Consider the following 14754-nt stretch of genomic DNA (forward strand, 5'->3'; position numbering starts at 1 on the left):
TGAGTAATATTCGGCGGTAAGAGCGACCGGGCGGGACGAGCTGCGCTCGCCCGCGAGCGCACCGGCAACTGCGAAGAGAGGACCACGCCGGTGGAGTTATTTTTCTTGACATGCCGACGAGGCTCTGTGTAAGATGCGCGCGTCCGTGTTCTAAAACGCTGGCTTACAATACGATCCGCGGTCTACCACAGTCATGGCTGCCCACAGGGTGTCAAAAAAGGACGTTAGCGAGATCGGGGCCGAGTACGGCCTGCCCCGGGTCACGGGTATGCGTGAACTGGGGGAGGCGGTGCCGCCGGACCGATACCTGCTAGAGACCGCCAAGGGCAGATACGCGCTGGCGCTGGTCGAGCCCCGCAGCGAAATGGACGGTAAGCGGGAGATCGATCTGTTGCAGTTCCTGCGTAAGCACGGATTTCCCTGTCAGGTGCCGCTGGCGGACCGCCGGGGCCGGTACGCGCGGGAGTGGTACGGGCAGGCGATGGTCCTGTGCCGATACGTCGACGGGCATCCAGTGGAGGTCGAGAATCTGAGTCACGCTCAGCTCGAAGACGTGGGCCGCGTCATCGGCGACTTGCACGTCATTACAAAGGCTTACAAGAAGGGCATCGACAATCGCTTCGCCTTGGAACGACTGACCGACGTATACAATGATGTGCGCGGGCGTCTGCCCTACTATCTCAAGCGGATCGTGCGCACTCTTGACGAAGAGGTCGAGTACCTCACCGATTACCTCGAATCGAAGCTGCCGAAGGGAATCATCCACGGCGAGCTTGCGCCCGAACACCTGCGTTTTAAGGGCGACAAGGTCGTTGCGGTACTGGAGATCGGCGTCGCTTGCCGCGGTAAGTTCATCTTCGACCTGGCTAATGCCGTCAACGCCCTGTGCTACGAGGGCGGGCGATACCACCTGAAGCGGTTCGAGGCGCTGCTCACCGGTTACGAGGCGGTGCGCACCCTGTCGTTGGCCGAGTGGGACGCGTTTCCGAACGAGTTGCGTTTTTCGGCGTTCCGTTGCGCCGTGCTGCGGTTACGGGACTTCTTCGAGACACCGGCCGACGACCGCCAGCGGGTAAACCGAGACTTCCAGGAGTTCTACGAGCGTTTGCGCATCCTGCGCCGGGAGCGCGAAGGGGGCATGGAGCCGATCCTCATGGCCATGGCCACCGGGTACGACTACCGCAGGTATCAGCGCGTCAAGGCGGTCGAGAAGCGCGGGCACTGACGTCCGACGAGGGCGTTCGAGCGCGGAGAGCGCCTCGGGACAGGCCCTTCGAGACGGCCGCTGGAAAGACGCGGCCTCCTCAGCGCCGGCTTCGTCCGCAACCCCAATGAGGACACGACGGGCGAAATCCTCGCGCCACACCAAGAAAGCCAGGCCTGGTAGCGCACGCTTTTCCCCGGACTTCGCTGGAGAAAAGAGGGACTCCTTCGGAGTCCAGCCGGTGCGGATGAGTGGCCACGCCCGCGATCGCGGTGGCGAGGAGCCGCGTTGACATGGCGCGACGGTTCGAGTAAGCACGCGTTAGCTGGGTTTGGGTCCGCACGACTGGCGCACGTGGAACTGACCACGGGGAAGTGCTGACCGTCAGCAGGTCGATCGCCTGGGCCTCTGAGTTACAGAGGTTCAGGCTTTTTTTTGCCGATAGAATCGAGGTGTTGCCGTGATCAAGAACTACTTGATTGCCCCCGGGCCGACTCCGGTTCCCGCCCGCGTTCTGCTCGCTTCCGCGCAGCCGATCATCCACCATCGCACGCCGCAGTTCAGCCGGATCTTCGCGGACGCGAAGACCGGCCTGAAGGAGATCTTCCAGACCCAGCAGGATGTCCTCATGCTGGCCGCCTCGGGCACCGGCGCGATGGAGAGCGCGGTGACCAACCTGTTCAACCCGGGCGACCAGGTGCTGGTCGTCAATGGCGGCAAGTTCGGCGAACGCTGGACCAAGCTCTCTAAGACGTTCGGCCTCGAGGTCGTCGAACTGAAGGTCGAATGGGGTTGCGGCGCGCGGGTGGAGGACATCGGCAAAGCGCTGGAGGCGCATCCGCGCATCGTGGGCGTGCTGGTACAGGCCAGTGAGACGTCGACCACGGCGGTTCACCCGGTAAAGGAGATCGCGGCGTTGACCCGCAGCCGCGATATCATGCTGGTGGTCGACGGCATCACCGCCGTCGGCGTTTACGATGTGCCGATGGATCGCTGGGGTATCGATGCGTTGATCACCGGCTCGCAGAAGGCATTGATGATGCCGCCCGGGCTCGCGTTCATCGCCCTGAGTGCTCGGGCATGGGAGCGCGTTAAGAACGTGAAGACGCCGCGGTTCTATTTCGATCTGGCCCGCGAACGCGACAACCTCTCCAAGGACACTACCGCATGGACGCCGGCGATCGCTTTGATCACCGGGCTGCGGGAGGCTCTGCTCATGATGCGCGAAGAGGGGCTGGAGCGGATCTTCGCGCGGCACGCGCGTTTGGCGGCGGCGACCCGCGCCGCGGCGGCGGCGCTGGGCTTGCGACTGGTGGCCCCTGAAGCGCCGAGTCCGGCGGTGACCGGCATCTACGTACCGCCGGCGGTGGATGGGAAGAAGCTGGTCGGTTACCTTCGCGACCGGATGGGCATAACCTTTGCCGGCGGACAGGATCATCTCGCCGGGAAGATCGTACGGGTCGGGCATCTCGGTTACGTGGGGGCCTACGATGTGGTGACCGCGGTAGCTGCGCTGGAGATGGCGTTACGCAAGTTCGGCCATGCGGTGGAGCTCGGGCGCGGGGTTGCGGCGGCGGAAGAAATCTTCATCGACGCCTTGCCGGAGTGACACATGTATCGAGTTCTGGTTGCCGACAAACTCGCGCCGCAGGGGATGGCCATCCTGCGGGATGCTTCCGAATTGCACGTTGACGAGGCGGTGGGGCTCAAACCGGCGGAGCTGGCGGCGCGGGTCGGTCCCTATCAGGGGCTGGTTGTGCGCAGCGGATCGCGGGTGACCGCCGAGGTGATCGCGGCGGCGGGGGCGCTCAAGGTCATTGGCCGCGCCGGAATCGGCGTCGACAACATCGACGTGGAGGCCGCGACCAAGCGCGGCATCGTGGTGATGAACACGCCGTCGGGAAACAACGTCACCACTGCCGAGCACGCGGTCAGCATGATGCTGGCGCTCGCGCGTTCCATTCCACAGGCCACCGCATCAATGAAGGCAGGCAAGTGGGAGAAGGGGCGGTTTACCGGATCCGAGGTGTTCCACAAGACGTTTGGCATCGTCGGCGTCGGCAACATCGGCAGCCTCGTGGCCGAGCGTGCGCTCGGTCTGAAGATGCGGGTGATCGCCTTCGACCCGTTCATTACTGCGGCGGCGGCCCAGCGGATGGGGGTCGAGCCGGTAACGTTGGACGAGTTGTTCGCCACGGCCGATTTCATCAGCATTCACACTCCGTTGACGGCGGACACCCGCGGCATGGTCAATGCGGCCGCGTTCGGGAAGATGAAGCGGGGCGTGCGCCTGATAAATTGCGCGCGCGGCGGCATCGTGGACGAACAGGCGCTGGCGGCAGCCATCCGCGACGGCATCGTGGCGGGAGCGGCGCTGGACGTCTTCGAACAGGAGCCGCCGGCCCCGGACCATCCCCTGTTGCAGCTCGATCAAGTGATCTGCACGCCGCACCTCGGCGCCGCCACCGACGAGGCGCAGGTGAACGTTTCGGTAGCGATCGCCCAACAGGTGGCGGAGTTCCTTACCCGCGGCGTCATCCGTGACGCGGTGAACGTGCCGACGATCAGCCACGAGATGCTCGAAATCCTCGGACCGTACCTGGAGATCGGCGAGAAGCTCGGGGGTTTGCAGGCGCAGTTGCTGACGGCAGCGCCGCAGGAGGTGGCGATCGAGTACGCGGGCGAGGTGACGGAATACGACGTCAAACCGCTCAGCGTTGCGGTGCTGCGCGGCCTTCTGGGTCGCATGATGGAGGAAGGATTCGTCAACTACGTCAACGCGCCGGCCATCGCTCGCGAACGAGGCATCAAGGTAATCGAGACCAAGACCAGCCAGACCAAGGGCTTCTCCAACATGGTTACGGTGACGGTGACGAGCGCCCACGGGGCGAGTACGGTCGGGGGCGCCATCTTCGGGCAGCGGATCGTCCGCCTTGTGCGGATCAACAACTTCTTTCTCGACGCCGACCCGGAGGGGTACATCCTCATGCTGCACAACAAGGACGTGCCCGGCGTGGTCGGGGCCATCGGCATGGCTTTGGGAGAAGCTAAGATCAACATCGCCCGGCTGGAGCTCGGTCGCGAGCACGTCGGAGGGATGGCGATCTCGCTGTTCCATATTGACGAGCCGATCCCGGATGCGGTCATGGAGCGCTTGCGACGGCTGCCGAATATCGTGTCGGCGCAACTGATCCGTCTGTAATGTGTCCGGCCGAAGTGGCGGGACAACGCAGGGGGCGATGGTCCGGGTCGCAATGCCGCATCGGGACAAGTCCGGGCGATCTGTGGTAGGACTCGACGGCCGGGAACAGGCCGCGGGTCCGACCACCGGGAAATTCGCCCGAGAAGGGGAACGTGATCGTAAATGCCTGCAGTCGTTGTGGTTGGTGCCCAATGGGGCGACGAAGGCAAAGGCAAGATCGTCGATATTCTCGCCGAGCACGCCGACGTAATCGTCCGTTATCAGGGTGGCAACAATGCCGGCCACACCCTCGTGGTGGATGGCAACAAGACGGTTCTGCATCTGGTGCCCTCGGGCGTCCTGCACCGGGGCAAGGTTTGCGTTATCGGAAACGGCGTGGTGGTTGACCCGCAGGTGCTCTTTGCGGAGATCGACGCGCTGCGGCAACGCGGCTATCTGACCGAAGACGAGGGGTTGCGTATCAGCGACCGGGCACACCTCATCATGCCCTACCACCGCGCCATCGATCTGGCACGGGAGCGTCTGCGAGGGGAGGGACGGATCGGCACCACCGGGCGGGGCATCGGGCCGGCGTACGAGGACAAGAGCGCCCGGGTGGGTCTGCGAGTGGCGGACCTGTTCGACGGCGAGGGGTTTGCCGAGGCCTTGCGGTGGACGATCCACGAGAAGAACGCGTACTTGAGCGGCATGCTGGGAGAGCAGGCCCTTGACTTCGAGGCGATTCACGAGCAGTACTGCGCGCTCCGCGAGCGGCTTGCCCCGCACGTGACCGACACCGGGCTTTATCTGCACACGGCACTGGGGCAAGGAAAACGCGTACTGCTCGAGGGTGCCCAGGGAACCATGCTCGATGTCGATCACGGGACATATCCGTATGTCACCTCTTCGAACACCGTCGCCGGCGGTGCGTGTACGGGAGCTGGAATCGCGCCTCAGCAGATCTCAGCCGTGGTCGGCATCGTCAAGGCGTACACGACGCGGGTGGGCAGCGGCCCCTTCCCGACCGAGCTGCACGACGAGCTCGGCGCCAAATTGCGCCAGGACGGCGACGAGTACGGGGCGACGACCGGACGCCCCCGGCGCTGCGGCTGGTTCGATGCCGTGGTCGGGCGGCACGCCGTGCGGGTCAACGGTATCTGGGGACTGGCCCTCACCAAGATCGACGTCCTTACGGGCATCGATCCGATCCGCGTTTGCGTGGCCTACGAGCTTGACGGGCGGCGCCTCGATGACGTGCCGGCGAGCGGTGCGGCGCTGCGGACGATCCGACCGATCTACGAAGAGTGGGCGGGTTGGCACGAGCCGCTGGGGCAGGTGCGACGACTCGAGGATCTCCCGACAACGGCACTGCGCTATATCAGGCGTCTTGAAGAGCTGGTCGGCGCCCCCATGGTCATGGTTTCCGTCGGTGCCGCGCGCGAAGAGACGATCGTCCTGCAGAACCCCTTCCGGCGCGGCTGATCGACCGACGCGGAATCAGCAAACCTACTGGATTGCTTAAGGAGATTTGCCCTTGGTCCCGGTTGCGTTGCGACCACGGATGTGTGAAGAGAGGCCTCCCTGCAATGGCACAGATATTTCCCCGAAGTGCAAATGACGTAGTACGGGCGAGCCTTGTGGGTCTGCTGGTACTCGTCGGCGGGCTCGGCGCTACAGGCTGGTTTGTCAATAAATCAGGGTATGTCACACGGGCGGGCCTGGCCGTCGAACAGCCGATTCAGTTCAGCCACAAGCATCACGCCGGGGAGCTCGGCATCGATTGCCGGTACTGCCACTCCGCGGTCGAGCGCAGTCACAACGCCGGCATACCGGCGACCCAGGTCTGCATGAACTGCCACAACCAGATCTGGGCCGACAGCCCGACACTGGAGCCGGTGCGGTCGAGCTGGCGCACCGAAGAGCCGATCGTTTGGAACAAGGTCTACGACCTGCCTAATTTCGTCTATTTCAATCACAGCATCCACGTAACCCAGGGCATCGGGTGCGCCACTTGCCACGGGCGCGTCGATCAAATGAACCTGATCTACCAGGTGCCTTCGCTCCAGATGGAATGGTGTCTGGGGTGCCATCGGCAGCCGGAGAAGTTTATCCGGCCGCGGGATCAGGTCTTCAACATGGCGTACGAGGCGCCGGCAGACCAGTTGGCGCTCGGCGCACGACTGGTGAAGGAGCATAACGTTCACAAGGAGCAGCTAGTCGATTGCTCCGTGTGTCATCGTTAGAGGCCGGCATGCAGGGGCCGAGGCGGCGGTGGGGGCGCGGCGGTGCAGCCGGGCGGGCCCTGGGCATCGCCGGGGCGGGGAGCCGGCCAACGGGAGCAGGAGTCCAATGAGCGAACCGACGGAACCCTCAGTAGGCAGTGCCGGGCCCCGTCTCGACGTGGCCGCGGTCCGTGCCCGTCTTGCCGGGACAACCGGCCGGCAGTACTGGCGCGGCCTGGAGGAGATCGCGGAGACGGCTGAATTCGAGGAGTTCCTCAAGGCCGAGTTCCCCCGGGAGGCCGCCGTCTTCGAGCGCGTCGGCAGGCGCGAGTTCCTGAAGCTGATGGGCGCCTCGATGGCGCTGGCCGGGCTGAGCGCGTGCACGCGCCAGCCGCAGGAACAACTCGTTCCCTATGTAAAGATGCCGGAACAGATCGTTCCCGGTGTGCCCGTCTATTACGCCACGGCGATGCCGATGGCCGGCTTCGGTACGGGCTTGCTCATCGAGAGCCACATGGGGCGCCCGACCAAGGCGGAAGGAAATCCGGACCATCCGGCGAGCCTGGGCGCCACCGATGTCATGGCCCAGGCATCAATTCTCGGACTGTACGACCCTGATCGGTCGCAGGTCGTGCGCTATCTCAACGAGATTCGCCCGTTCGCCGCCTTCAGCGAGACCGTCCGGCAGGCCATCGATGCCGAACGGGCGAGCGGCGGCGCCGGTGTGCGTATCCTGACCGGGACGGTAACCTCGCCCGCGCTGGCGCACGAACTCACCCAGCTTCTGGCCGATCTGCCGAAAGCGCAGTGGCACCAGTACGAAGCGGTGTCGCGAGACAACATCCGTGCCGGCACCGTGCTGGCGTTCGGCACGCCACTCAATGTCGTTTACCGCATCGATAAGGCCGACGTGATCGTCGCCCTCGACGCCGACATTCTTGGCGCCGGACCCGGGAAGCTGAACTATGCCCGCGCTTTCGCGCGGCGGCGCCAGGTCGCCGATCCGAAGGCGGCTATGAATCGGTTGTACGTGGCGGAAAACACGCCGTCGATCACCGGATCGAAAGCGGACCACCGTTTGCCCGTGCGGGCAAGCGAGATCGAGACTCTGGCACGCACGCTCGCCGGCGCCCTGCGCGGTCAGGTACCCAGCGGACCCCACTCCGCGTGGGTGGCGGCGGTGGCCAAGGACCTGCTGAAGCACCGGGGCACATCCGTGGTGGTCGCCGGCGACCAGCAGCCGGCGGCAGTACACGCGCTCGCCCATACGATGAACAACATGCTCGGCAACGCCGGCGCGACCGTCGTGTACACCGATCCGGTCGAGGCCCAGTCCGTGGATCAGATCGAGTCGCTGCGCACCCTGAGCGCCGACATGGAAGCCGGGCAAGTGAACCTGCTGCTTATGCTGGGCGTCAACCCGGTATACGACGCCCCGGTAGACGTCGAATTTGCCAAGCGCATGCAGAAGGTGGCGTTGCGAGCCCACCTCGGGCTCTACGTCGACGAAACGGCCGAGCTCTGCCACTGGCACGTTCCCGAAGCGCATTATCTCGAAGCCTGGGGCGACGTGCGCGGATTTGACGGCACGGCTTCGATCGTCCAGCCACTGATCGCGCCGCTCTACGAGGGCAAGAGCGCCCTGGAAGTCGTTATCGCCGTCGGCCCCAATCCGGGCCGCCCGGCCTACGATGCGGTGCGGGAATACTGGAAGGCGCAGGGGCTCGGCGGCGATGGCGACTTCGATAACGCCTGGCGGCAGGCGCTCAACGACGGCGTCATCCCGAACACGACCGCGGCGGCCAGGGCGACGACCTTGAAGGGAACCGGCCTGCCGCCCGGCAAGGCCACGGACCCCCAGACCCTGGAACTGGTGTTCCGCGCCGATGCGAGCGTATACGATGGCCGCTTCGCCAATCTCGGGTGGTTGCAGGAATCGCCGCGGCCACTGACGAAGCTCACCTGGGACAACGTTGCCCATGTCAGTCCTGCGACCGCCGAGCGGTTGCAGCTCGCCAGCGAGGACGTCGTCGAGCTCGATTACAAGGGGCGTGTCGTGCAAGCGCCCGTGTGGGTGCAACCGGGCCATGCCGACAATTCCGTGACCATCGAACTGGGTTACGGACGCCGGCGTGGCGGTCGCGTCGCCGACGGCCTCGGCTTCGACGCGTATCGGCTGCGGACCGCGGAGGCGCCCTGGTTTGCCGGCGGCCTCGAAATCCTCAAGGTGTCGGCCCGTTACCCGCTGGCGACCACGCAAACCCATCACAGCATGGAAGGGCGCGACCTGGTCCGCGTGGCGACGATCGGTGCGTACCGGGCGGACCCCGAGCACGCTTTCCACGGCCATCACCACGAGCCCGGACCGGAGGAGTCATTTTACCCCCCCTGGCCCTACGACGGGTACAAGTGGGGCATGACGATCGACCTCAACGCCTGCATCGGCTGCGGGGCCTGCGAGATCGCCTGCCAGGCGGAAAACAACATCGCCGTGGTGGGCAAGGAGCAGGTGCTAATCGGTCGCGAGATGCACTGGATCCGCGTCGACCGCTACTACGCCGGCGACCTCGATAACCCCGAAATCCTGCACCAGCCCGTGCCATGCATGCAGTGCGAGCTGGCCCCGTGCGAGGTTGTCTGCCCGGTGCAGGCCACGGTGCACGGCCACGAGGGCCTTAACGACATGGTCTACAACCGCTGTGTCGGGACGCGCTATTGCGGCAACAACTGTCCGTACAAGGTTCGCCGCTTCAACTTCGGGCTGTTCACCGACTGGACGACGGAGAGCTTCAAGCCGATGCGCAACCCGGACGTCACCGTCCGCAGCCGCGGCGTCATGGAGAAGTGCACGTACTGCGTGCAGCGCATCAACCATGCCCGTATCGTGGCGAAGCGGGAGGATCGGCGGATTCGCGACGGCGAGGTGGTCTCCGCCTGCCAGCAGGTTTGTCCGACCGAGGCCATTGTCTTCGGCGATCTCAACGACAAGAACAGCCGGGTGGCGAAAACGGTGGCCGAGCCGCGCAACTACGGCCTGCTCGCCGAACTCGGCACGCAGCCGCGCACGACTTACCTCGCCGACATCCGCAATCCGAACCCGGAGTTGGCGGCGCGCGCCGGCGGTCCGGCCGACCCTCATCGCACAGGAAGCAATCATGGCTGATCCCGCGGTCAAAGATCTGCACGGCGGCCCGATTATCGGGCCGGGCCACAGTTTCGAGACGGTCACCGAAAAGATCAGCTCGGTGGTGCTGACGCCGCACACCCCGGTCGGGTGGTTCTTCGGATTCGCGCTGGCCTTTGGCGGATTGATGATGTTCCTGGTGGCGGTGACCTGGCTGTTCGTCGAGGGCACCAAGATCTGGGGCGTCAACCAGCCGGTCGGCTGGGCGTTCGCCATCATCAACTTCGTCTGGTGGATCGGCATCGGTCACGCCGGCACGCTGATTTCCGCCATCCTCCTGTTGTTCCGCCAGGAATGGCGGACGTCGATCAATCGGTTCGCCGAGGCGATGACCATCTTCGCCGTCGCCTGCGCCGGCGTGTTCCCGATTATCCACACCGGGCGTCCGTGGCTGGCTTACTGGTTGTTCCCGTACCCGAACACGATGGCCATGTGGCCGAACTTCCGCAGCCCGCTGGTGTGGGACCTGTTTGCCATCAGCACTTACGCAACCGTGTCGGTGCTGTTCTGGTACGTCGGTTTGATTCCCGACTTCGCCACCTTGCGCGATCGCGCCACCAACAAGGTCGGCCGGTACATCTATGGCTTCTTCTCCCTCGGCTGGCGCGGGTCGGCGCGACACTGGTTCCGGTACGAGACCGCGTACCTGTTGCTGGCCGGACTGTCGACGCCGCTGGTGCTTTCCGTCCATACTATCGTGAGCTTCGACTTCGCCTCCGGCGTCATTCCGGGCTGGCACGCGACCATTTTCCCGCCTTACTTCGTGGCAGGCGCCATCTATGCCGGTTTTGCGATGGTGCTGACCATCGCCATACCGTTGCGGAAGTTCTACGGCCTCGAGGACTTCGTCACCATGCGTCACATCGACTACATGGCGCGGGTGATGCTGTGGACGGGGCTCGTCGTGTTTTACGGCTACGTGATGGAGGTTTTCTTCGCCTGGTACAGCGCCAACCAGTACGAAGAGGCCATGATGTACTATCGATGGTTCGGACCGTACGCGTGGATCTACTGGTTGCTGATCTTCTGCAACGGCTGCGTGCCGCAGCTGCTGTGGTTCAAGCAGGTGCGCGCCAACATTCCGGCGCTCTTCGGCATCGCCATGGTCGTGAACGTCGGCATGTGGTTGGAGCGCTTCGTCATCGTGGTGACCAGCCTGTCGCGCGACTTCCTGCCGTCTTCCTGGCACATGTTTTACCCCACCAAGTGGGACTTCATGACGTACTTCGGCACCATCGGCCTCTTCTGTACGCTGCTGTTCCTCTTCATCCGCGTGCTGCCGATGATCTCGATCTTCGAGATGCGCACATTGGTGCCGGAAGCCGAGGTCAAGAAGGAGGCCGCATGAGCGACCCGCGGTCTGTCTACGGCATCATGGCGGAGTTCGACGGCCCGAGCGAACTCGTGGAAGCCGCCGAGAAGGCGCACCATGCCGGCTATCGCAAGATGGACGCCTACTCGCCGTATCCGATCGAGGAGCTGGCGGAGGCCATCGGCGTGCATCGCACCATTCTGCCGACCCTGGTGCTCCTCGCCGGAGTCATCGGTCTGATCGGCGGTTTCGGTCTGGCTTGTTGGACGTCGGCGGTGGACTACCCGATCAACGTCGGCGGGCGGCCGCCGATCAGCGTACCGTCGTTCATTCCGGTGGCCTTCGAGACCACGGTGTTGCTGGCGGCTCTGACGGCGGTGTTCGGCATGATCGCCCTCAACGGGTTGCCGCAGCCGTATCATCCGGTGTTCAACGTGCCGCAGTTCGCGCACGCATCGCGCGACAGCTTCTTTCTATGCATTGAGGCGGCCGATCCGATGTTCGACCGCGAGGCCACGCGCAAGTTTCTCGAGCGCCTGCACCCGCGCTCGCTGGCAGAGGTGGAGCCCTGAAATGGCCGGACTGGCGAGGTTGAGAGCGTTCGCTTGCCGTGCCCCCATCGTCCTGCTTGCCGGGACGTTGCTGGCGGCGGGGTGCCGTCAGGACATGCACGATCAGCCGAAGTACACGACTTATGCGCCGAGCAGCTTCTTCGCAAACGGCGCGTCGGCGCGGCCGCCGGTGCCGAACAGCGTGGCGCGCGGCAGCCTGCAAGGCGACGCGCTGCTGGATAGCGGGATGGAAAACGGCGCCATGGCGGCGCGGTTTCCGTTCGCCGTGACCGCCGACTTGCTCGGTCGCGGCCGCAGCCGTTTCGACGCCTTCTGTTCGCCCTGCCACGACCGCACCGGTTCGGGCAACGGCATGGTCGTGCAGCGCGGTTACAAGCGGCCGACGTCGTTTCACGAGCCGCGGCTGCGCGATTCGGCACCGGGGTACTTCTTTCAGGCGATCACGAAAGGCTTCGGCGTGATGCCGAGCTACGCGACGCAGATACCCGACGTGAAGGACCGGTGGGCGGTGGTTGCCTACATTCGGGCGCTGCAGTTGAGTCAGAACGCGACGCTTGCCGACGTGCCGGCGGCGGCGCGCGCCGAATTGCAGCGGGAGGCGCAACGATGACGAGCCCACAGCCGAACAATGCGCAGTTCGTACTTGGCGCCGGCCATCCGCTGCGGCGGCTGCAGGGGCGCGCTTTGCTGGTGGGGGTGCTCGGACTGGGTGCCGCTGCAGCCGGCTTTTTCCTGAGTCGCGAGCATTTCTTCCGCGCCTATCTGGTGGCGTACCTGTTCTGGTTCGGCGTCGGTCTCGGCTGCCTCGGTATCTTGATGATTCACCACGTGGCCGGTGGCCGCTGGAGTGCGGCCATCCGTCGCATCCTCGAGTCGGGGACGCGGACCCTGCCGCTGATGGCGGTCCTGTTTCTCCCGATGATCCTGGGGCTGCACGATCTGTACGAGTGGGCACGACCGGAGGAGGTCGCCCACGATCCCATGCTGCAGGCGAAAAGCCCGTACTTGAATGTGCCGTTCTTTCTAATCCGCGCCGCGATCTACTTCACCGTATGGCTGCTGCTCGCGCGGTTCCTCAACCGCTGGTCGATCGAGCAGGACGCGCGGTGCGATCCGAAGCTGGTGGTAAGGATGGAACTGCTGAGCCGCGGCGGTCTCGTGGCTATGTTTCTCACCATGACCTTCGCCTCGGTAGACTGGGCGATGTCGCTGGAGCCGCACTGGTTCTCGACCATCTACGGAGTCATCTTCATCGGCGGCCAGTTGCTCGCGGCGATGGCATTCATAATCCAAATCGCGGCTCGACTGGTTATCGGGGGCCCATTGACCGACATAATCACGGCCAAGCAGTTTCACGATTACGGAAAACTGCTGCTCGCCTTCGTGATGCTCTGGGCGTACTTCAATTTCTCGCAGTTGATCATCATCTGGTCCGGCAATCTGCCAGAGGAGTCTCCCTGGTACATGAAGCGGATGGAGGGCGGCTGGCAGTATGTCGGAGTGGCGATCATCCTTTTCCACTTCGTGCTGCCCTTCGTGATTCTCTTGTCGCGAGACATCAAGAAGCGCGCCGGCCTGCTCGCCGGCGTTGCCCTGTTCGTGTTCCTGATGCGCCTTGTGGACATGTACTGGCTGATCATTCCGGCCTTCAGTCCGAAGGCGTTCTCGTTGCACTGGATCGACGCCGCCGTGGTGCTCGGCATGGGCGGGGTGTGGGTCTGGTTCTTCGTCCGGCAGTTGCAGCGGTTCCCGCTGGTGCCGCTGCACGATCCGGCGCTGGCTTTGCGGGTGAGTCAATGAGCGACACGCACTTCGAACACGCCGCCCCGAAAGACGTCGGGCACGAAACCACCGACTTCGCGCTCCGTCCGATTGTCGTGGCGACGATTTTTCTGGTGGCTCTGTCGGCCTTTGCGTTCGTGTCGATGCGCTGGCTGTTCGTGGTCTACGACCTGCGCGAACAACAACTCAATCCGCCACCGCACCCGCTGGTGGTGAAGCAGGAGTTGCAGTTGCCGCCCGAGCCCCGGCTGCAAGCCGACCCGGTAGCCGACTTGCAGCGGCAGCGGACGGCCGAGGACCGGCTCCTGAGCACGTACGGTTGGGTCGACGCCAAGCAGGGGGTCGTTCGCCTCCCCGTGGCGCGCGCCATGGAGCTGCTGGCCACGAGCAAGCAACCCCCTGCCCGTGCCGGCAACGGAGGGCCGCAGTGACGGGACGCTGCACCGCTCTTGCGCTCGCTCTGGCAGGGGGCACGGCCGCGTACGCCGCGGAAGCCCCGGTCGGCGATGCGCGGCCGCCGATTCTCCGCGAGGTCGCGTACAACCAGCGGCTGAACGAACAGGTGCCGCTGGATGCGGTCTTCCGCGACGAGGCCGGCCGCGAGGTTCGGCTGGGACAGTTCTTTGGGTCAAAGCCGGTGATCCTGACGCTGGTCTATTACGAATGCCCGATGCTGTGCACGGTGGTCCTGAACGGGCTCGTGCAGAGCCTCGACAGGCTGCCGTTCGAGGCCGGCAAGGAGTTCGACATCGTCACGATCAGCTTCAATCCGCGCGAGACGCCGACTCTGGCCGCCGCCAAGAAGCAGAATTACCTCGAGCGCTACAAGCGGCCGGGAGCCGCCGCCGGTTGGCACTTCCTCACCGGCGACGAGGCGTCGATCCGCCGCGTGACCGAGGCCGTCGGATTTCACTACGCCTACGATCCGGAGCGCAAGGAATACGCACACGCGGCTGGGATTGTGGTGCTGACTCCGGACGGCCGCATTTCGCATTACTTCTACGGCGTCGAGTTCCCGCCCCGCGATCTGCGGCTGGGACTCGTCGAGGCCTCGGAGCGCAAGATCGGCTCGCCGGTCGATCAGCTCCTGCTGTACTGTTACCACTACGATCCCAGGACGGGTAAGTACGGCGCCGCGGTGATGAACGTCATGCGACTCGGCGGCTCGGTAACCGTGCTCCTCCTGGCGTCGTTCATCGTCGTCAGTCGGTGGCGCGAACGCCGCGCTAACGCGCGCCTGTCGATGCCGTCACCCCATACGGGTGCATTTCCGCCCAGCGGCGTCGCGCGGAGGTGA

12 protein-coding genes are annotated in these 14754 nt (G+C 64.7%); all 12 read left to right on the plus strand.

Translation table 11 applies throughout. The features are described 5' to 3' along the window. Positions 1–208: 208 nt before the first annotated feature. The 12 genes from L6Q96_16525 to L6Q96_16580 all read left to right on the plus strand — a co-directional run bounded on the left by L6Q96_16525 (position 209) and on the right by L6Q96_16580 (position 14754). Positions 209–1225 (plus strand): homoserine kinase, encoded by a 1017-nt coding sequence (locus L6Q96_16525; protein ID MCK6556161.1) that lies wholly within the window; start codon positions 209–211, stop codon positions 1223–1225. A gap of 439 nt (positions 1226–1664) precedes the next feature. Further along, positions 1665–2813 carry an alanine--glyoxylate aminotransferase family protein gene (locus tag L6Q96_16530; protein ID MCK6556162.1) on the plus strand — a complete coding sequence of 383 codons (1149 nt, stop codon included), beginning with the start codon at positions 1665–1667 and terminating at the stop codon, positions 2811–2813. Between the two features lie 3 nt (positions 2814–2816). Continuing rightward, complete coding sequence (gene serA, locus L6Q96_16535) at positions 2817–4406, plus strand: phosphoglycerate dehydrogenase (GenBank protein MCK6556163.1); 1590 nt, start codon at positions 2817–2819, stop codon at positions 4404–4406. 162 nt (positions 4407–4568) lie between these two features. Further along, positions 4569–5867 carry an adenylosuccinate synthase gene (locus tag L6Q96_16540; GenBank protein MCK6556164.1) on the plus strand — a complete coding sequence of 433 codons (1299 nt, stop codon included), beginning with the start codon at positions 4569–4571 and terminating at the stop codon, positions 5865–5867. Positions 5868–5971: 104 nt separating this feature from the next. Then, entirely contained in the window at positions 5972–6628 is a 657-nt protein-coding gene (locus L6Q96_16545) for a cytochrome c family protein (GenBank protein MCK6556165.1), read from the plus strand. Positions 6629–6734: 106 nt separating this feature from the next. Continuing rightward, positions 6735–9770: a TAT-variant-translocated molybdopterin oxidoreductase gene (locus tag L6Q96_16550; GenBank protein MCK6556166.1), complete on the plus strand. Its 3036-nt coding sequence runs from the start codon at positions 6735–6737 to the stop codon at positions 9768–9770. Beyond that, positions 9763–11139, plus strand: coding sequence for a polysulfide reductase NrfD (gene nrfD, locus L6Q96_16555; GenBank protein ID MCK6556167.1), 1377 nt, complete (start codon positions 9763–9765; stop codon positions 11137–11139). The genes L6Q96_16550 and nrfD overlap by 8 nt, the downstream gene beginning before the upstream one ends. Beyond that, positions 11136–11675 (plus strand): DUF3341 domain-containing protein, encoded by a 540-nt coding sequence (locus L6Q96_16560; protein ID MCK6556168.1) that lies wholly within the window; start codon positions 11136–11138, stop codon positions 11673–11675. The genes nrfD and L6Q96_16560 overlap by 4 nt, the downstream gene beginning before the upstream one ends. Position 11676: 1 nt before the next feature. Beyond that, positions 11677–12285 (plus strand): cytochrome c, encoded by a 609-nt coding sequence (locus L6Q96_16565; protein ID MCK6556169.1) that lies wholly within the window; start codon positions 11677–11679, stop codon positions 12283–12285. After that, positions 12282–13475, plus strand: coding sequence for a hypothetical protein (locus L6Q96_16570; GenBank protein MCK6556170.1), 1194 nt, complete (start codon positions 12282–12284; stop codon positions 13473–13475). Before L6Q96_16565 ends, L6Q96_16570 begins: the two co-directional genes overlap by 4 nt. Continuing rightward, entirely contained in the window at positions 13472–13888 is a 417-nt protein-coding gene (locus L6Q96_16575; GenBank protein MCK6556171.1) for a hypothetical protein, read from the plus strand. The genes L6Q96_16570 and L6Q96_16575 overlap by 4 nt, the downstream gene beginning before the upstream one ends. After that, a complete protein-coding gene (locus L6Q96_16580; GenBank protein MCK6556172.1) occupies positions 13885–14754 on the plus strand; it encodes an SCO family protein in 870 nt (289 codons plus the stop codon). Before L6Q96_16575 ends, L6Q96_16580 begins: the two co-directional genes overlap by 4 nt.

This window comes from Candidatus Binatia bacterium, assembly GCA_023150935.1.
In the GTDB taxonomy this organism is placed as follows: domain Bacteria; phylum Desulfobacterota; class Binatia; order HRBIN30; family HRBIN30; genus JAKLJW01.

Coding starts and splice junctions, on each gene's coding strand:
- serA (MCK6556163.1), top strand. CDS start 2,817: ATGTATCGAGTTCTGGTTGCCGACAAACTCGCGCCGCAGGGGATGGCC.
- L6Q96_16540 (MCK6556164.1), top strand. CDS start 4,569: ATGCCTGCAGTCGTTGTGGTTGGTGCCCAATGGGGCGACGAAGGCAAA.
- L6Q96_16545 (MCK6556165.1), top strand. CDS start 5,972: ATGGCACAGATATTTCCCCGAAGTGCAAATGACGTAGTACGGGCGAGC.
- L6Q96_16550 (MCK6556166.1), top strand. CDS start 6,735: ATGAGCGAACCGACGGAACCCTCAGTAGGCAGTGCCGGGCCCCGTCTC.
- nrfD (MCK6556167.1), top strand. CDS start 9,763: ATGGCTGATCCCGCGGTCAAAGATCTGCACGGCGGCCCGATTATCGGG.
- L6Q96_16560 (MCK6556168.1), top strand. CDS start 11,136: ATGAGCGACCCGCGGTCTGTCTACGGCATCATGGCGGAGTTCGACGGC.
- L6Q96_16565 (MCK6556169.1), top strand. CDS start 11,677: ATGGCCGGACTGGCGAGGTTGAGAGCGTTCGCTTGCCGTGCCCCCATC.
- L6Q96_16570 (MCK6556170.1), top strand. CDS start 12,282: ATGACGAGCCCACAGCCGAACAATGCGCAGTTCGTACTTGGCGCCGGC.
- L6Q96_16575 (MCK6556171.1), top strand. CDS start 13,472: ATGAGCGACACGCACTTCGAACACGCCGCCCCGAAAGACGTCGGGCAC.